Annotated in this window: 17 protein-coding genes; 14 read left to right on the top strand and 3 right to left on the bottom strand. The window is 67.7% G+C overall.

Annotated elements, in window-relative coordinates:
- Positions 1-21: 21 nt before the first annotated feature.
- From DWF00_RS18090 to DWF00_RS18080, 3 genes are read right to left on the bottom strand one after another with little or no spacing between them, the layout of a single operon-like run.
- On the bottom strand, positions 22-684 hold the full coding sequence (locus DWF00_RS18090) for an MIP/aquaporin family protein (RefSeq protein ID WP_114829141.1): 663 nt from the start codon (positions 682-684) through the stop codon (positions 22-24).
- A gap of 1 nt (position 685) precedes the next feature.
- Positions 686-1,135, bottom strand: coding sequence for an arsenate reductase (glutaredoxin) (gene arsC / locus DWF00_RS18085; protein ID WP_114829138.1), 450 nt, complete (start codon positions 1,133-1,135; stop codon positions 686-688).
- A 26-nt stretch (positions 1,136-1,161) separates the two neighbouring features.
- Complete coding sequence (locus DWF00_RS18080; protein WP_114829135.1) at positions 1,162-1,683, bottom strand: hypothetical protein; 522 nt, start codon at positions 1,681-1,683, stop codon at positions 1,162-1,164.
- A gap of 164 nt (positions 1,684-1,847) precedes the next feature.
- On the opposite strand from DWF00_RS18080, the gene DWF00_RS18075 reads away from it, so the two are divergent.
- The 14 genes from DWF00_RS18075 (at position 1,848) to tssG (ending at position 16,537) form a co-directional block, all read left to right on the top strand.
- Positions 1,848-2,192 carry a c-type cytochrome gene (locus tag DWF00_RS18075; RefSeq protein WP_147283685.1) on the top strand — a complete coding sequence of 115 codons (345 nt, stop codon included), beginning with the start codon at positions 1,848-1,850 and terminating at the stop codon, positions 2,190-2,192.
- A gap of 24 nt (positions 2,193-2,216) precedes the next feature.
- Positions 2,217-3,494 carry an NAD(P)/FAD-dependent oxidoreductase gene (locus DWF00_RS18070; protein WP_114829125.1) on the top strand — a complete coding sequence of 426 codons (1,278 nt, stop codon included), beginning with the start codon at positions 2,217-2,219 and terminating at the stop codon, positions 3,492-3,494.
- Between the two features lie 84 nt (positions 3,495-3,578).
- The gene (locus tag DWF00_RS18065; protein ID WP_114829124.1) at positions 3,579-4,004 is read left to right on the top strand and encodes a c-type cytochrome; all 426 of its coding nucleotides are present in this window, start codon (positions 3,579-3,581) and stop codon (positions 4,002-4,004) included.
- 587 nt (positions 4,005-4,591) lie between these two features.
- Positions 4,592-5,137, top strand: coding sequence for a c-type cytochrome (locus DWF00_RS18060; RefSeq protein ID WP_181832618.1), 546 nt, complete (start codon positions 4,592-4,594; stop codon positions 5,135-5,137).
- Positions 5,137-6,216 carry a hypothetical protein gene (locus DWF00_RS18055; RefSeq protein WP_114829121.1) on the top strand — a complete coding sequence of 360 codons (1,080 nt, stop codon included), beginning with the start codon at positions 5,137-5,139 and terminating at the stop codon, positions 6,214-6,216. Before DWF00_RS18060 ends, DWF00_RS18055 begins: the two co-directional genes overlap by 1 nt.
- A 46-nt stretch (positions 6,217-6,262) precedes the next feature.
- Positions 6,263-7,408, top strand: coding sequence for a cytochrome-c peroxidase (locus tag DWF00_RS18050; protein WP_147283684.1), 1,146 nt, complete (start codon positions 6,263-6,265; stop codon positions 7,406-7,408).
- Positions 7,405-7,719, top strand: coding sequence for a cupredoxin domain-containing protein (locus tag DWF00_RS18045; protein WP_114829117.1), 315 nt, complete (start codon positions 7,405-7,407; stop codon positions 7,717-7,719). The genes DWF00_RS18050 and DWF00_RS18045 overlap by 4 nt, the downstream gene beginning before the upstream one ends.
- A 121-nt stretch (positions 7,720-7,840) precedes the next feature.
- The gene (locus tag DWF00_RS18040) at positions 7,841-9,493 is read left to right on the top strand and encodes a SpoIIE family protein phosphatase (RefSeq protein WP_114829116.1); all 1,653 of its coding nucleotides are present in this window, start codon (positions 7,841-7,843) and stop codon (positions 9,491-9,493) included.
- Positions 9,494-9,642: 149 nt separating this feature from the next.
- Positions 9,643-11,280, top strand: coding sequence for a type VI secretion system protein TssA (gene tssA / locus DWF00_RS18035; protein ID WP_114829114.1), 1,638 nt, complete (start codon positions 9,643-9,645; stop codon positions 11,278-11,280).
- A gap of 31 nt (positions 11,281-11,311) precedes the next feature.
- The gene (tssB, locus tag DWF00_RS18030; protein WP_114829112.1) at positions 11,312-11,815 is read left to right on the top strand and encodes a type VI secretion system contractile sheath small subunit; all 504 of its coding nucleotides are present in this window, start codon (positions 11,312-11,314) and stop codon (positions 11,813-11,815) included.
- A 24-nt stretch (positions 11,816-11,839) separates the two neighbouring features.
- Positions 11,840-13,321 (top strand): type VI secretion system contractile sheath large subunit, encoded by a 1,482-nt coding sequence (tssC, locus tag DWF00_RS18025; protein WP_114829110.1) that lies wholly within the window; start codon positions 11,840-11,842, stop codon positions 13,319-13,321.
- Between the two features lie 95 nt (positions 13,322-13,416).
- Positions 13,417-13,833, top strand: a complete 417-nt coding sequence (gene tssE, locus DWF00_RS18020; protein ID WP_114829107.1) for a type VI secretion system baseplate subunit TssE — start codon at positions 13,417-13,419, stop codon at positions 13,831-13,833.
- Between the two features lie 14 nt (positions 13,834-13,847).
- Positions 13,848-15,593: a type VI secretion system baseplate subunit TssF gene (gene tssF / locus DWF00_RS18015; RefSeq protein ID WP_114829105.1), complete on the top strand. Its 1,746-nt coding sequence runs from the start codon at positions 13,848-13,850 to the stop codon at positions 15,591-15,593.
- A complete protein-coding gene (gene tssG, locus DWF00_RS18010) occupies positions 15,557-16,537 on the top strand; it encodes a type VI secretion system baseplate subunit TssG (RefSeq protein WP_114829103.1) in 981 nt (326 codons plus the stop codon). Before tssF ends, tssG begins: the two co-directional genes overlap by 37 nt.
- The last annotated feature ends 74 nt before the right edge of the window (positions 16,538-16,611 follow it).

The raw sequence follows: 16,611 nt of genomic DNA, 5'->3' as shown, positions 1-16,611 counted from the left end.
TCCGATAGGACGCACGGCGATCTAGCTGCGATTGAACGACAAGGCGCCTGCGACCGCCAACCCGACCAGCGCCCCCGCGATCTGCGCCAGCACGAACATCGGCACATGCTCCAGCGCGATGCCGGCGAAGCTCGTGGTGAAGCCGCGCGCCAGCGTCACCGCCGGGTTGGCGAAGGAGGTCGAGGCCGTGAACCAGTAGGTCGCGGTGATGGTCAGCCCGACGATGACGGGCACGCTCTCCGGCCGCGCCTTGAGCGAGCCGAGAATGGCGATGACCAGCGTGAAGGTCGCGACCGCCTCCGCCAGCCAGAGCGGGGCGCCGGTCCGCGCCGTCGTGCCGATCATCAGCGGCGCCAGCCCGAACATCAGGTGTGCGATGGCGGTGCCGGCGAGGCCGCCGAGGCATTGCGCCAGCGCATAGGGCCCGAGCTCCCGCCAGGGCAGTTCGCGCCTGACAGCGAAGACGAGGCTCACCGCCGGATTGAGATGCGCGCCCGAGACCGGCCCAAGGATCGTGATCAGCACGACCAGGATCGCCCCGGTCGGGATCGTGTTGCCGAGCAGCTGGATCGCGACGTCCTGCGACAGCCTGGTCGCCATGATGCCGGAGCCGACGACCGTGGCGACCAGGATGCCGGTGCCGAGCGCTTCCGCCAGCAGGCGGGTGGGGAGGGGGCGGGCCATGTCAGGCTATGGCAACGCGCCGGCCCTGCGCATCGATCAGCGGCTCGCCGTCTTCCTTGTTCAGCGGTCCAAGCTGCGGCAGCGGCAGGATGTCGAGCACCGCTTCCGAGGGCCGGCACAGCGCGACGCCCCACGGCGTCACCACGATCGGCCGGTTGATCAGGATCGGGTGTGCGGCGATGGCGTCCCAGATCGCCTCGTCGCCGATGGCGGGATCGCCGAGGCCGAGCTCAGTGAAGGGCGTGCCCTTCTCGCGCAGGATGGCGCGCAGCTTCAGGTTCATGCGCTGGAGCAGCCGGGTCAGCAGCGCCCGGTTCGGCGGCGTCTTGAGGTACTCGACGACATGCGGCTCGACTCCGGCATTGCGGATCAGCGCCAGCGTGTTGCGCGAGGTGCCGCAATCGGGGTTGTGGTAGATCACGATGTCGGTTGTGGCGGGGTCGTGCTTCACGCGGCTTGCTCCAGGTTGATCGTCGTTCAGGCGCTGCGCGCGCCCCACCAGCGCCGGATCGCGTCGCGCGTCTGCATCGCCACCGCGTAGACCGGGCTCGCCTTGAGCCAGGCCAGCATCTGCGAGCGCAGGCCGTCGAGCAGCGTCATGATCCAGTTGAGCCAGCGATAGGTCAGCAGCTTCTCGCGGCCGGCATGGTAGATGCGCTCGACGATCAGGAAGCTGGCGAGATGGGCGAGGACCAGCACGGTGGCGCCCAATCCGACCTGCTCGCGCGCGATCAGGACGAGGCCGACCAGCTTCAGCGGCTCGGCGATGGCGAAGGGGATCGCCAGCAGCGCCAGGATGGCGAGGCGCGGCTGGCGCGCGATGAAGGCCTCCGCCTGCGCGACCAAGCGTCGCTGCGAGACCCAGCCCGCGATCGGGCGATAGAGCGGGCGGACGACCTCGTCGATCAGGATCAGGACTGAAAGCACGCCCTGCAGGACGAGCATCAGGGCCCGGCGCAGGCCGAAACGTCCCTGATCTGGCGGCGGCGCTGAGGTCATGGCGCTCTCATACGCCGTCGCGGGCGCTGGTTGAAGAGGCGATTCGCCGCTTCGCTCGCGACAGCCTGACAGGATCGTGAAAGCCCGGACCTACGAGTTTGTCCAAAAAGAAGGTTAGCTCCTGCCCGGGCGCCGCCGATGGGCCGCGCCGACGGGAGCCAGGCTTGAGCAGAAGCGGCAGGCAGGAGCGATATTTGCGGGCGGCGGCGGGCCTGGCCCTCTGTGCGGCGCTGTTCGCCATTGCGGCGCCGGCCCGGGCTGCGGCAGACAAGGCGCTGGGCGAATACCTCGCCTCCGAATGCACCTCCTGCCACCAGCTCTCCGGCCGCTCCACTGGCGGCATCCCCGCGATCATCGGCTGGCCGGAGCCGCAATTCGTCGCCGTGCTCGAATCCTATGGCCGCAAGGAGCGCGACAACCAGGTGATGCAGGCCATCGTCGCGCGCCTCAGCCACGACGACATGGCCGCGCTCGCCGCCTATTTCGGCGCGCTCAAGCCGAAGCCCTGAACCCGACATGCGGAGGATGTGCCGATGAAACTCACGCGTCGTGATCTGGCCGCCGGCTCCGGCGCCCTATTGGCCGCGAGCACGCTCGCCGCCCCCGCCGTGCTCGGCCAGGCCAAGCCGCGCGTCGTCGTGGTCGGCGGTGGCCCGGGCGGGGCCACGGCGGCGAAGTACATCGCCAAGGAGGGCAACGACGCGATCACGGTGACGCTGGTCGAGGAGAACGAGACCTACCAGACCTGCTTCCACTCCAACCTCTATATCGGCGGCTTCAAGAGCTATGACGAGATCGTCCATCGCTATGATGCGCTGGCCTCGGCCTACGGCATCGCGCTCGTCCGCGCCCGCGCCACGCAGATCGACCGCGACAAGCGCGAGGTCGTGCTCGCCGATGGCCAGCGCCTGGCTTACGACCGGCTCGTGCTTTCGCCCGGCATCGACCTGAAATACGATTCGGTGCCCGGCTGGTCGAAGGACGCCGAAGAGCTGATGCCGCATGGCTGGAAGCCCGGCCGCCAGACGCAGCTCATCAAGCAGAAGCTCGACGCGGTGCCCGATGGCGGCGTGATCGTGATGATCGCCCCGCCCAACCCCTATCGCTGCCCGCCCGGCCCCTATGAGCGCGCCTCGATGTTCGCGCATGTGCTGACGCAGACCGGCCGCAAGCAGGCCAAGATCATCATCCTCGATCCGAAGGAGAGCTTCTCCAAGCAGGGCGTCTTCCAGCCCGACTGGGAGAGGCGCTATGGCGCGATGATCGAATGGCTCGGACCCAAGGTCCATGACGGCATCAAGTCGGTCGATCCCAGGACCGGCACGGTCGTCACCGGCTTCGAGAGCTACGAGAACTGCGCCTTCGTCAACGTCATCCCGGCCCAGATGGCGGGCGCGATCGCGCGCGATGCGGGGCTGGCTCCGGCCGGCGGCTATTGCGCCATCGATCCGGCGACGATGAAGTCGACGGCGGACGCCAGCATCTTCGTGCTCGGCGATGCCTGCAATGCCGGCGACATGCCGAAATCGGCCTTCTCGGCCAATAGCCAGGCCAAGGTCGCGGCGATGATCGTGCGCGGCGAACTGGCCAATGGCCGCACCTTCCCGGCGCGCTACGTCAACACCTGCTGGAGCCTGGTCGACACCGACGACGCCATCAAGGTCGGCGGCCGCTACGAGCCGAAGGAGGGGCGCATCGCCGCGACCGACACCTTCATCTCGCAGCCGGGCGAGAGCGACGAGATCCGCCGCCAGACCCAGGCCGAGAACCTCGCCTGGTACGCCGCCATCTGCGCGGACATGTTTACGTGATGGCCTTATTCTCCGCTTAGAGCGTTTCGAACCTATCCGATTCCCGCACGTTTCGTGCGGCTCTACCCGTCGACCGAAGGACAGATGATGAAAGCCATTCTTGCCCAAGCCGCTCTTGCCAAAGCCGCTCTTGCCGGCGCCACGCTCCTGACCGCCGCCATGCTGCTCGGGACCTCCGCCAGCGCCCAGGACGTCGCCGCCGGCGAGCGCTCCTTCAACAAGTGCCGCGCCTGCCACCAGCTCGGCGAGACCGCCAAGAACACGGTCGGCCCGATCCTGAACGGGCTGTTCGGCCGGCACACCGGCTCGGTCGAGGGCTACAGCTATTCCGCGGCCAACAAGAACGCCGACATCACCTGGGACGATGCCACCTTCGCCGACTACATCAAGGACCCGCGCGCCAAGGTCCCCGGCACCAAGATGATCTTCGCCGGCATCAAGAACGAGCAGGAGATCAAGGACCTGACGGCCTATCTCAAGCAGTTCGACAAGGACGGCAAGAAGCTCTGAGAGAGAGCTTGGAAACCAGAGCCCTCATCCTGAGAGGCGGGCTTGAAACGTCTTGCGCGATTTCAAGGGGTTCTCCTCTGGTCCCAACGCGCCGTCATCCCGGACGGAGCGAAGCGGAGCTCCGGGATCCATCGTAGGGCTCGGCGCTCTACGATGGATACCGGGACTGCGCTGCGCTTGCCCGGGATGACGGCGCCGGAGCGCTCAATTCTCACAACGTTGAAATCATCGCTTTCTTTATCGATCAGGCTCCGAGGAGCGATCCGTAGGATCGCGTTTCGAAGGGTGAGGGCTGAGGTTCCAAGTCGATCGGCGGGTCTCGAAGCCGGCGCCGATTCGGTCGTCGTCCCACGCTACCTGCCGCCTATGGCATAGGCGTGCCCGGTCAGAAACCTGTCGTAACGGAACGATATGTCGCAGGATGAAGACCTGCGTCCGGCGGCATTGCAACATAACAGTTAAAAACCGCTGCTAAGCCAGCTTTCCATGCGTCATGTGCTGCTGGTGACGCATCCGGGCCGAAGCACGTCGAAACACGTCGCCACTCACCCGAAACTCCGCACAGCGCCGGTGTGTTGGAGCCCAGAGTGGGAGGTTCGGTCGAATCCCGGCAAGTACGGGTCGAGCAGCCATTGCTGCTGGGCGGAATTCTGGCCTTCGCAGCGCTGGTCTGTCTGATCGCGGCCGGTGGGCTCGTGCTGGCGCAGCGCGGTCGCGTCGAGCGCGCCAGCTTCATCGAACCGCTCTCGCATGAGCGGCTGGAGGCGGGCTTTGCCCTCTATCGCCAGCATTGCGCCTCCTGCCACGGAGCCTTCCTCGCCGGCGCGCCCGGCTGGCAAGCCGATGCCAGCCTCCCTCCGGCGCTGAACGAGACCGGCCACGCCTTCAACCATAGCGACCTCGACCTGTTCCAGCGGGTCGCGGCCGGCGCGCGCGCGCCCGGCGGCCGCATCAGCATGCCCGCCTTCCGCGGCGTGCTCGGCGATGACGAGATCGTGACCGTGCTCTCCTACATCGCGGCCTGGTGGCCGGAGCAGGAGCGGCTGCGGCGCAGCGGGCCGGATTGGGTCTTCCCCGCGACCTGTTCTCCCGGCGCGGCGCCGGAAACCCCGGATAGGGCAGGTCGAAGCTGATGCTGCCTGCCAAGTCGAGTGGCCGCGTCGATTTCGCGGCCCTGCCTGTCCTGCCTCTGCTCCTGGCCGTCCCGCTCGCCGTCTGCCTCGGCGGGCGCGCCGAGGCCCATGTCAAATGGTTCGCGGCCTATAACGTCGCCGCCGCTCCGACGGCGCTGCCGGAGGTCTTCTCCGGTTCCTTCGTGATCATCGCCGCGCTCTCGGCCCTGTTGATCCTGATGGTCTATCTCTGCGACCGGACGATCGAGGCGGTCATTCCGGCCGATATCGTCGAGAACCTCTTCGCGGCGGCGAAGCCGCTCTCGGGCGACATCCTGCGGATCAGCCTTGGCGCGTTCTTCCTGTGCCTCTGGACGATCGGCGGCATCATCCTGACGCCGGAGCTGAAGACGAGCAGCGAGGCGATCTCATGGTTCCAGCTGTTATTCGCGCTGACGACCCTGTCCTGGCGGACGGTTTGGATAGCCGGCTTAGGTATTTTCGTCCTTTACGGGATCGCCATCGCAGATTATGGCCTGTTCCACCTGATGGATTATCCGCTCTTTCTTGGAATAGCGGCCTATCTCATCATCCGTTCGCTGAAGATCGAGCGGCTGCGGCCTTATGCGCTGTCGATCCTTTACGTCGCCATGGCCCAGACGCTGCTCTGGGCCTCCGTCGAGAAATGGGCCTTTGGGGCGTGGACCATGCCGTTGCTCGCGCAACATGAGCGCATCACCCTCGGCATCGACCATCGCATCTATCTTATATTAGCCGGCTTCGTAGAATTCGTCGCCTCCTTCCTGCTTTTATACGGCCGCACCAGTCAAAGGCTGGTCGCTTTCACGCTTCTGGTGATCTTCCTGGCCGCGGTCATCGATTTCGGCAAGATCGACGCAGTCGGTCACAGCATGATCATCGCCACGCTGGCCGTCACGATCATCAACGGCAACACGATCATCAATCGCGTGCTGCAGAACCACATCCCGTCCTTCATGATCGGCGGCTCGGAAGCTGTCGTGACCTATCTCGGCTACCTGCTGCTGTTCTTCACGATGTATTACGGCCTGCACGGCCTCATCTATGGCAGCCTGGGCTAGGGGCGGGCAGGGGATGGTGATCCAGGCTCCGGGCAAGGAACAGGGCATGAGACAGGGCAGGGCGCGTCGGCGCCCGCGCGTCGCCATGCTGCTGGGCGCGCTGCTGGTCTCGCTCGCTGCCGGCTGCTCGACCCTGGACGAGATGGTCGATGCAGGCGAGCCCGAGCTGGCGCAGGCGAGCCTGGCGCTCTCGCCGGAGGCGCAGCAGCAGCGGGCGCGTGCGCTCGCCCACCGCCCCGGCACCGCCGCCTTGCGCGCCGCCTATCGCCGCCCGGCCAGCCTGCCGGCCGAGGCGGCCGCTTCGCTTGAAATCGTCAGCCTCGGTGACAAGCTGTTCCGCTCCCGCGAATTGTCGCGCCAGCGCAGCATTTCCTGCCTGAGCTGCCATGAGCCGCGCGCCGCCTGGTCGGACCTGCGCGCCCGGCCGGTGGCGGATAACGGCGTGGCGATGACGCGGCGCTCGCAGACGCTCTACGACATGGCCTGGCAGAGCAGCTTCCTCTGGGACGGCCGCCAGGATTCGCTCGAAAGCATGGTCAACGGGCCGATCGCCTCGCCCGACATCATGGGCCTGCCGCTCGACGACATGGTGGCGCGCCTGCAGGGCCTGCCCGACTTCGTCGCCGACTTCCAGAAGGCCTATCCGGAATTCGGCATCACGCCCGAGACGGTCTCGCACGCGCTCTCCGCCTTCATGCGCACGCTGCGTTCGCCCGCCACCCGCTTCGACCGCTGGGTCGGCGGCGACGACAAGGCGCTGAGCCCGGCCGAGCTGCGCGGCTTCCAGCTCTTCAACGGCAAGGCCAACTGCTTCGCCTGCCATTCCGGCTGGCGCTTCACCGACGAGGGCTTTCGCGACATCGGCCTGCCGGCGACGAGCGACCGCGGCCGCGGCAAGATCAAGCCGCAGATCGAGAGCCTCGCCTTCGCCTTCAAGACGCCGACCCTGCGCGGCGTCGCCGATCGCCCGCCCTACATGCATGACGGCTCGGTGCGCAGCCTGGAGGCCGTGATCGAGCATTACGATCGCGGCGGCCTGCGCCGTCCCAGCCTGTCGCCCGACATGTTCCCGCTCGGCCTGAGCGCACAGGAGAAGGCCGACCTCGTCGCCTTCATGCGCACGCTTTCGCCCGGCCCGGGCGATGCCAGAACAGCCAGCACGGCACCCACGGAGGAGGCGCAACAGCCATGATCAGAACCGGAGCTTTCGTCGCGGCCCTGCTCGCCGGCCTCTCGCCCGCCTGGGCGAAGGAGGTCACCGTCACGCAGAAGGGCCAGCAGTTCAACCCGCGCACGCTGACGCTGAAGGTCGGCGACGAGATCGTCTTCCTCAACGACGACACCGGCACGCACAACGTCTTCTCCGAGAGCCCCGGCAACGCCTTCGACCTGAAGGCGCAGCGCCCGGGCACGCGCACCAACGTCACCTTCTCGAGCGCCGGCCAGGTCGACGTGCGCTGCGCCATCCACCCGACCATGCGCCTCTCGGTCACGGTCGAGTAGGCCGCGGCATCAGCCAAAACTTCAGCTTACCCAGCGGAGCGCGCCTGACCATGCGTGCAACTGTCATATTGGTGCGGTCCTGTGCACGGCTGGACGGGCGCCGCGAGGATCATCGGTGAAAATGACGGTCAAGCGCAAACTCTACGGCCTGGTCGCGCTCGGGATCTTCATCGCGGCGCTGGTCGCGTCCGTGGCCGTCTATGGCGTCGCCTCGATGTCGCGCGCCAGCCATTCGATCTTCGACAACGCGCTGCTGGTCAACAAGAACGTCTCGACGCTGGTCGTGCTGTTCGAGCAGAGCCGCTCGCTGGTGCGCAGCATCTCCTCGGATTCGAGCCAGGAGACCGTGGCCAAGGCCGCCGCCGCCTTCGACGCCATCGACCAGAAGCTCGCCGACACCTCGATCGACGCCTTCCGCTCGATCACCAACGAGGGCGTGCGCGAGGTCGTGACCTCCTTCATCGACAGCCTCGACCGTTCGCGCCAGGTCTCGCAGGATATTTTCAGGGCCTGGCTCCATGGCGACAAGGCCAGCGCCGCGACCCTGCTCAGCGTTCACGGCGCCAGCAACGAGCAGGCGATGCGCGATGCGCTGGGAACGCTGACCGCCTTCGTCGACCGGCTGGCGGCCGACGATCTCGCCGCGCTGGAGCGCACCCAGCGGATCACGATCTGGGTCGCGGTGGCGGTCGCGGCGGTGATGCCCTTCCTGATCTACCTCGCCTTCCTCGTCGCCCGTCAGATCGCGGTGCCGATCGCCTCACTCACTTTCGCGGCGCGCGATGTCGAGCGCCGCAAGTTCAAGCCGGATTCGATCGAGAATGTCGCCGCCCAGCGCAACGAGCTCGGCTCGCTCGCCCGCGTCTTCCAGAAGATGGCGGTCGACGTGCAGCGCCGGGAGGAGGAGCTCGAGGCCGAGGTCGAGGCCCGCACCCACGACCTCGCCGCCAAGAACATCCTGCTGGAGAAGTCGCAGCACCGCATGGAGACCGAGCTCGACATCGCCCGCTCCCTGCAGGGCGCGATGCTGCCGCAGCGCATGCCGAAGCACCCGAGCTATTCCGGCCGCGCCATCATGCGCCCGGCCCGCGAGCTCGGCGGCGATTTCTACGACTTCTTCATCATCGGCGAGGACGAGATCGGCCTCGTCATCGCCGACGTCTCGGGCAAGGGCGTGCCGGCCGCCTTCTTCATGGCGATCTCGCGCACCGTGCTGCAGGCGAGTGCCCGCGAGCGCCGCTCGGCCGGCGAGTGCCTGGCCGAGACCAACAGCATCCTGTGCGAGCAGAACCCGCTGGAGATGTTCGTCACCGTCTTCTACGGCATCCTCAACCTGCGCACCGGCGTGCTGAACTACGCCAATGGCGGCCATAACCCGCCGGTCGTGGTCCGCGAGGATGGCGAAGTCACCCAGCTGCCGCAGACCGGCGGCATGGCGATGGGCATCATGGCCGGGCTGGTCTACCAGGAGGGCGCGGTCACGCTCTCGGCCGGCGACACGCTCTTCCTCTATACCGACGGCATCTCCGAGGCGATGGACGGGGACGGCCACGAGTTCACCGTCGACCGCCTGCTCGCCTCGCTCTCCGAGAGCCATCGCCAGTCGCTCGACATCGTCGTCTCCAGCGTCACCGACGCGGTCAGCGACTTCGTCGGCGATGCGCCCCAGCACGACGACATGACCTATCTCGTGGTGCGCTACAAAGGCCCGCCGGGCGAACTGGCGACGTTCAATGGCGCCCGGGAAAACGCTGAGCTCGCCGAGCCGGCCTGACCTGTTTCATAAAGCTCTGTTTACCGCCCTGCCTCAAATGAGGGGAGGGTGTCGTAAAGTCATCCAACAGTCATCGAAGCTTCAAGAACCGAGGTCATCACTGTCCGGCGCGGCCGAGCTTGCGCGTCTTGCGGCCGCTGTGGGCGTCGATGTCAGAAACCGAAACTCCGTTCGATCAACGCATCCTGATCGGCGCGGCGGCCGTGTCCGAGGACGCGCCTGCCGGGGCTGATTCGCGCGGTGGTCCTGAGTTCGAGGAGCTCGAAGCCCAGCTGCGCCGGATGGAGACCGATGGCCCCGCCGCCGTGAACTGGCGCCAGGTCATCGAGCACGCCAGCGCCATCCTCGGCACGCGCGGCAAGGACCTGCTGGTCGGCGTCTGGCTCGCCTATGCGCTGGCGCGCGAGGAGCGCTATCGCGGGCTCGCCGTCGGCCTCGGCATCATCAAGGGCATCGTCGCCGAGCACTGGGACGGCATGCAGCCGCCGGTGGCACGCGAGCGCGCCCGCGTCGGTGCGCTCGAATGGCTGGTCGGCCGCGTCGCGCCGCTGCTGGAGGGCGAGGTCGCGGAGGGCGATTGGCCGGCCGTGCTCTACGCCTACGACCAGCTCGGCGAAATCGACACGCTGACCAGCGCGAAGCTGCGCAAGGAGCAGGTCGGCTACGGCGATCTCCTGCGCGCGCTGCGGCCCCATCGCGACGCGGCCCGCCGCGGCCTCGAAGAGATCGCGCAGAAGCAGGCCCGGGCCGAAGCGGAGGCCAAGGCGCGCGAGGAGCAGGCGTCGCAGCCTGCTGCCGCTCCGTCGTCGCCCGCGCCGGCTGAGGCCGTGCCCACCCCGGCACCCGCCGCCGCGCCGGCCCAGCCCGCGCCGGCGGCAGTCCCCGCCAGTCTCGACCTTGCCTCGATCGATCAGCTGCCCGACACGCTGCGCGGGCTTTCCGCCGCGCTGATCGCGCGCAGCATCGCCGATCCCGGCGCCTATCTCCTGTCGCGCATCGGCTCCTGGTGGCGCATCCGGCAGCTGCCGCCGAACGAGGGCGGCAAGACCGGCGCCATGCCGCCGGTGGAGGAGCTTGCCGCGGTCACGGCCCTGCGCGGCGCCGGCCAGAATGCCGAGGCGCTGCGCGCGCTGAACGAGCTGGTCTGGACCGCGCCGTTCTGGCTCGAAGGCCACCGCCTGACCGCGGAGATCCTCGCTTCGCTCGGTCCCGAGCATGCGGCGGCGCGCGCGACTGTTGCCGGCGCCATGTCGCTGCTGCTGACGCGCCTCCCGGAGCTGCTCGACCTTTCCTTCAACGATGGCCGGCCCTTCGCCGACTCGGCGACGCGCAGCTGGATCGAGCAGAGCGGCGCGGGCGGCGGCGGCAGCGGCTCCGCCGGCCCCAGCGACGGCGTCGACCGCGCCGTCAGTGCGGCGCGCTCGCTCGTCGCAGAAGGCAAGGCGCCCGACGCGCTCGAACTGCTGGCCGAGCTGACGCGCGGCGAGATCGGCGGCCGCACCCGGCTCGTGCGCCAGATCGCCCAGGCGCGCTTCTGCCTCGACGTCGGGCTGATCGGCGCGGCCCTGCCGCTGCTCGACCATCTCGAGGCGATGCTGAAGGCCCATGACCTCGAAGCCTGGGAGCCCGCGCTCGCGGTCCAGGTCGCCGAACTGCGCTTCCGGGCGCTGACCCATTCCGACGCCCCGCGGCTGATCCTCGAGGATCGCCGCAGGACCGCTCTGGAAGAGACGCGGCTCCGCCTCGTCCGGCTCGATCTCGCGACGGCCGCAAGACTGTTCCGCTGACTGATTCACCATTGAAGCTGGGGAGAGTGTGATGTCGAAGGAAGTATCGGTGGCTCCGAAAGAGCGCATCAACATCAAGTTCAAGCCCGGCACGGGCAACGCCAAGGAAGAGGTCGAGCTGCCGCTCAAGCTGATGATGGTCGGCGACTTCACCGGCCGTCCCGACGACCGCACGGTCGAGGAGCGCGCGCTGGTCGACGTCAACAAGGACAATTTCGACGACGTCCTCAAGGGCCACGAGCTCAAGCTCGACCTCGCCGTCGAGAACAAGCTCGAAGAGGGCACCGACGCGCCGGAGGTCAAGGCCAGCCTCTCCTTCGGCAAGCTGAAGGATTTCGAGCCGGAGCAGGTCGCCCGCCAGGTGCCGGAACTGCGCAAGCTGCTCGAGCTGCGCGAGGCGCTGGTCGCCATGAAGGGCCCGCTCGGCAACGTTCCCGCCTTCCGCAAGGCGATCCAGAGCGTGCTCGAGGACGAGGGCGCCCGCGAGCGCCTGCTCAAGGAACTGACCGGCCCGGCGCCGGACAAGACGCCCTGATTTGCTGATCGACAGGACATCGCCATGAACAATCCGCAACTCCAGTCTGAGGGCGCGACGCTCGTCCAGACCGAGGACTCGATCCTCGACCAGATCCTCGGCGAGACCAAGCTGCAGCCGAGCGACGAGGGCTATGACGTCGCCCGCCGCGGCGTCGCAGCCTTCATCGCCGAGCTGATGCAGCCGGCGCGCAAGGACGAGAAGATCAACAACGCGGTCATCGACCAGATGATCGCCACCATCGACCAGAAGATGTCGGCGCAGCTCGACGCGATCCTGCACGAGGAATCGTTCCAGAAGCTGGAATCGGCCTGGCGCGGCCTGAAGTTCGTCGTCGACCGCACCGATTTCCGCCAGAACATCCGCCTGGAGATGCTCAACGTCTCCAAGGACGAATTGCTGGCCGATTTCGAGGACAGCCCGGAGGTCGTCAAGTCCGGCCTGTACAAGCACATCTACTCGGCCGAGTTCGGCCAGTTCGGCGGCAAGCCCTACGGCGCGGTCATCGCCAACTACGAGATGTCCGCGGGCAACCAGGACGTCAAGCTGATGCAGTTCATGTCGAGCGTCGGCGCGATCTCGCATGCGCCGGTCATCGCCTCGGCCGGCCCGCAGATGTTCGGCGTCGAGAAATACGAGGACGTCGCCAACCTCAAGGACCTCGAGTCGATCTTCGAGGGTCCGAAATACGCCAAGTGGAACGCCTTCCGCGAGACGGAGGACGCGCGCTATCTCGGCCTGACCGTGCCGCGCTTCCTGCTGCGCCTGCCCTACGGGCCGGAGACCACCCCGGTGAAGTCCTTCAACTACCAGGAGACCACGGCCGGCGACACCGACCGCTATCTCTGGGGCAACGCCGCCTACACCTTCGCGACGCGCCTGACCGACTCCTTCGCGCAGTACCGCTGGTGCCCGAACATCATCGGCCCGCAATCGGGCGGCGCGGTCGAGAACCTGCCGGTCCACACCTATGAATCGATGGGCCAAGTCCAGTCGAAGGTGCCGACCGAGGTGCTCGTCACCGACCGGCGCGAATACGAGCTGGCCGAGCAGGGCTTCATCGCCCTGACCATGCGCAAGGGCAGCGACAACGCCGCCTTCTTCTCGGCGAACTCGGTGCAGAAGCCGAAGAACTTCGGCAACACCGCCGAGGGCAAGCAGGCGGAGCTGAACTACAAGCTCGGCACGCAGCTACCCTACATGATGATGATCAACCGCCTGGCCCATTACATCAAGGTGCTGCAGCGCGAGAACATCGGGTCGTGGAAGAGCCGCGAGGAGCTCCAGGACGAGCTCAGCAAGTGGATCAGCCAATACGTCGCCGACCAGGAGAACCCGTCCGCGGACGTGCGCTCCCGCCGGCCGCTGCGCAAGGCCGAGATCATGGTCGAGGACGTCGAAGGCGAGCCGGGCTGGTACCGGGTCGGCATGTCGGTCGTGCCGCACTTCAAGTACATGGGCGCCGACTTCACGCTCTCGCTCAAGGGCAAGCTCGACAAGCAGTGAGCCCCGCGCCGGGGCGCGCCTGAAAGCGCGCCTTGGCCCCGCTCGCACCTTAGGCCCGCCGTCCCGGCGGGCCTTCTCCTGCCTTGGGCGAGATCATGTTTTCCAAGAGCCTGTTCGAACGCCTTGAGACCGCCGTGGAGGGGCAGGCCGCCCAGCCCGGCGCGGTCGACCGCTGGGAGCTGGCCGACAGCGTCTTCGCCAGCGTGCGGCGCATCCTGAATGCCAGGCAGGGCTGCTGCGAGATCCGCATCGATTTCGGCATGCCCGACCTCAACGACATCTCGAAGGAAGCCTCCGAGACCGTTCCGGCGATCGCGCGTGCCGTGAGGTACCAGCTCGAGACCTTCGAGCCGCGCCTCTCGCAGGTCCAGGTCCGGGTGCTGCCCGAGAGCGACCGTCCCGGCGATTTCGCCTTCGGCGTCAGCGCCGTGCTCAAGGTCGGCGACGAGGGCGAGGCGATGAAGTTCGACACCGTGCTCGGCAGCGACCGGCAAATGCGGCTGCGGACCTGAAGGCGCCCCGAACGATGTCGCTCAACGCCTATTACGAAGACGAACTCTCCTATCTGCGCGAGCTTGGCCAGGAATTCTCCCAGGCCAATCCCAAGCTCGCCGGCTTCCTGTCGCGCGAGGCCAACGACCCCGATGTCGAGCGGCTGCTGGAGGGCTTCGCCTTCCTCGTCGCGCGCCTGCGCCAGAAGCTCGAAGACGAGATGCCGGAGCTGGTCCACGGCCTGATCCGGCTGCTCTGGCCGCATTACCTCAGGCCGCTGCCGCCGATGAGCGTGGTCGCCTTCGACGCCGCCGCGAGCGCCGCCCAGGCCGTCCGCGTCGCCTCCGGCACGACCCTGGCCTCGCGCCCGATCGACGGCGTCTCCTGCCGCTTCCGGACCTGCTATCCCGTCGACGTCCTGCCCTTCGCCATCGCCAAGGTCGAGACCGAGAACCGGCCGACCACGGCGCGGCTCTCGCTGACCTTGCAGGCGGTCGGGCGCGGCACCTTGCACGCGCTCGCGGGCGGGCGCATCCGCCTGTTCTTCAACACCGAGCGCGAGCCGCAGATCGGCCGCTCGCTGCTGCTCTGGCTGCAGCGCTCGGCCCGCAGCATCACGGCGGTCACGGATGGCGGCGAGAGCCTGACCCTGCCGGCGAACTCGGTGCGCGCCGTCGGCTTCGAGGATGACGAGGGCGTGCTGCCCTATCCGGCGAACGCCTTCATCGGCTTCCGCCACATCCAGGAATACCTCGCCTTCCCGGCCAAGTTCCTCTTCGTCGACATCGAGAACCTGGCCGGGCTGGCCCAGTTCACCGGGCGGCAGGTGACGTTGAGCTTCGAGTTCTCGCGGCCGTTCCCGGACCAGATCCGCATCGGCGACGGGCATATCCGGCTGAACTGCACGCCCGTGGTCAACCTCTTCGGCCATGACGCGCATCCGCTCCGCATCGACCGCTCGCGCAGCGAGTACCGCGTCGCGCCGGGCGGCCAGCAGGGGGCCGCGATCTACAGCGTCGACAAGGTCGTCGGCTATGTCCAGGGCCGGGCCGAGCGCATCGAATACGAGCCCTTCGAGGCCTTCCGCCACGACGCGCCGGGCCTTGCCGACCAGAAGCTGTTCTACCGCGAGCGCCTGCGGCCGGCGACGGTCGGGCGCGGCGTCGACCATTACCTCTCCTTCGTCTCGCGCGCCGACAAGTCGGTCAATCCGCCGGCCGAGATCGTCTCGGTGGCGCTGACCTGCACCAACGGCGCGCTCGCCGAGCGGCTCGCCATCGGCGCCATCGACCAGCCGACCTCGGAGACGCCGGCCACGGTGACCTTCGCCAACATCATGTCGGTGACGCCGCAGGCGCCGCCGCCGATCGGCGAGAACCTGCTCTGGCGCCTCGTCTCCAACCTCTCGCGCAATTTCGGCTCACTCGTCGATGTCGGCGCGCTCAGAACCATCATCGCCAGCTACGATTTTCGCGCGGTGCACGACGCGCAGGCCCGCCGCCGGCTCGAATTGCTGCTGGAGGGGCTGGAGAGCTTCGAATCCAGCGTCGAGGACGGGTTGATGCGCGGCATGCCGGTCAGGGTGCGCCGCATCGTGCTGAGCGCCGCCGAGAGCAAGATCGGCGGCGAGGCGGAGCTCTTCCTGCTCGGCTCCGTGCTCGAGCGCTTCTTCTCGGTCTATGCCAGCATCAACAGCCTGCATCGCTTCGCGATCAGGGGCTCGGAAAGCAAGGTCGACTACCTATGGCCGCTGAGGACGGGGACGACGAGCGCGATCTGAGCGGGATCGAACCGCTCGACGCGGCGGCGATCCAGTTCTTCGAGCTCTGCGTGCGACTGGAGGAGATGTTTCCGCAAGCCGGCGGCATCGGCGGCACCGCCGCGCCCGGCCAGGAGAGGGTGCGCTTTCGCGCCAATCCGACGCTGGGCTTCCCGGCGGAGGAACTCGCCTCCGTCACGCTGCCGCAAAGGCCGGGCGAGGCGGTGCAGGTCGTCGCCAACCTGCTCGGCCTGCACGGCCCGTCCTCGCCGCTGCCGCCCGCCTTCACCGAGCGCATCATCTTCGCCGAGGATGGCGGGGCGCTGCGCGACTTCTCCGACTTCTTCAACCACCGCCTGCTGGCGCTGCTCTTCCGCGTCTGGAAGCACTATCGCCATCATCATCGCTATGTCAGCGGCGCCACCGACCCGATCTCGGGCGCGGTCGCGGCCCTGTTCGGCATGCACGGCACCGAGGCCGACGACGAGCTGCCGGCGCGCACGCTGCTGCTGCCCTATGCCGGCATCCTGGCGCTCTACAGCCATTCGGCGCCGATCGTCGCCGGCGTGGTCCGGCATTATTTCGGCATTGCCTGCACCATCGAGGAGTTCGTGCCGCGCGAGATCGTCATCCCGCCGGAGGATCGCTTCGAGCTCGGCGGGCCCAATGGCGAGCTCGGCATCGGCACGATCTGCGGCGAGAGCATGCGCGACGTCATGGGCAAGTTCCGCATCAGGCTGGGACCGCTCACCGCGGCGCAGTGCAACGACCTGCTGCCGGATGGCGACGCCTTCCGCACCTTGCAGGACCTGATCCGGCTCTCGATCCGCGAGCCCTATGCCTGGGACCACGCCTATGTCCTGGCCAAGGGCGAGGCGGCCCCGGCGAAGCTCGGCGAATCCCGGCTCGGCTGGTCCGGCTGGCTCGATCCGGACCCGACGCAGGATATCGAATTTGTCGTATAACCTGCCCTATCGTCACATCACTGTCTTCCAGCTGACGCAAGAACCGCTGGGATGCGGATTCCAGCGCGGCAACG

The organism is Allobosea caraganae, from assembly GCF_003351345.1.
GTDB lineage: Bacteria > Pseudomonadota > Alphaproteobacteria > Rhizobiales > Beijerinckiaceae > Allobosea > Allobosea caraganae.
The sequence above is the reverse complement of the archived record's forward strand: the minus strand, read 5'-3'. Positions and strand labels throughout refer to the sequence as shown.

Excerpts from the sequence above, each read along its gene's own strand:
- DWF00_RS18090 (WP_114829141.1), bottom strand. The coding sequence starts at position 684 with ATGGCCCGCCCCCTCCCCACCCGCCTGCTGGCGGAAGCGCTCGGCACC.
- DWF00_RS18080 (WP_114829135.1), bottom strand. The coding sequence starts at position 1,683 with ATGACCTCAGCGCCGCCGCCAGATCAGGGACGTTTCGGCCTGCGCCGG.
- DWF00_RS18070 (WP_114829125.1), top strand. The coding sequence starts at position 2,217 with ATGAAACTCACGCGTCGTGATCTGGCCGCCGGCTCCGGCGCCCTATTG.
- DWF00_RS18065 (WP_114829124.1), top strand. The coding sequence starts at position 3,579 with ATGATGAAAGCCATTCTTGCCCAAGCCGCTCTTGCCAAAGCCGCTCTT.
- DWF00_RS18055 (WP_114829121.1), top strand. The coding sequence starts at position 5,137 with ATGCTGCCTGCCAAGTCGAGTGGCCGCGTCGATTTCGCGGCCCTGCCT.
- DWF00_RS18050 (WP_147283684.1), top strand. The coding sequence starts at position 6,263 with ATGAGACAGGGCAGGGCGCGTCGGCGCCCGCGCGTCGCCATGCTGCTG.
- DWF00_RS18045 (WP_114829117.1), top strand. The coding sequence starts at position 7,405 with ATGATCAGAACCGGAGCTTTCGTCGCGGCCCTGCTCGCCGGCCTCTCG.
- DWF00_RS18040 (WP_114829116.1), top strand. The coding sequence starts at position 7,841 with ATGACGGTCAAGCGCAAACTCTACGGCCTGGTCGCGCTCGGGATCTTC.
- tssA (WP_114829114.1), top strand. The coding sequence starts at position 9,643 with ATGTCAGAAACCGAAACTCCGTTCGATCAACGCATCCTGATCGGCGCG.
- tssB (WP_114829112.1), top strand. The coding sequence starts at position 11,312 with ATGTCGAAGGAAGTATCGGTGGCTCCGAAAGAGCGCATCAACATCAAG.
- tssC (WP_114829110.1), top strand. The coding sequence starts at position 11,840 with ATGAACAATCCGCAACTCCAGTCTGAGGGCGCGACGCTCGTCCAGACC.
- tssE (WP_114829107.1), top strand. The coding sequence starts at position 13,417 with ATGTTTTCCAAGAGCCTGTTCGAACGCCTTGAGACCGCCGTGGAGGGG.
- tssF (WP_114829105.1), top strand. The coding sequence starts at position 13,848 with ATGTCGCTCAACGCCTATTACGAAGACGAACTCTCCTATCTGCGCGAG.
- tssG (WP_114829103.1), top strand. The coding sequence starts at position 15,557 with ATGGCCGCTGAGGACGGGGACGACGAGCGCGATCTGAGCGGGATCGAA.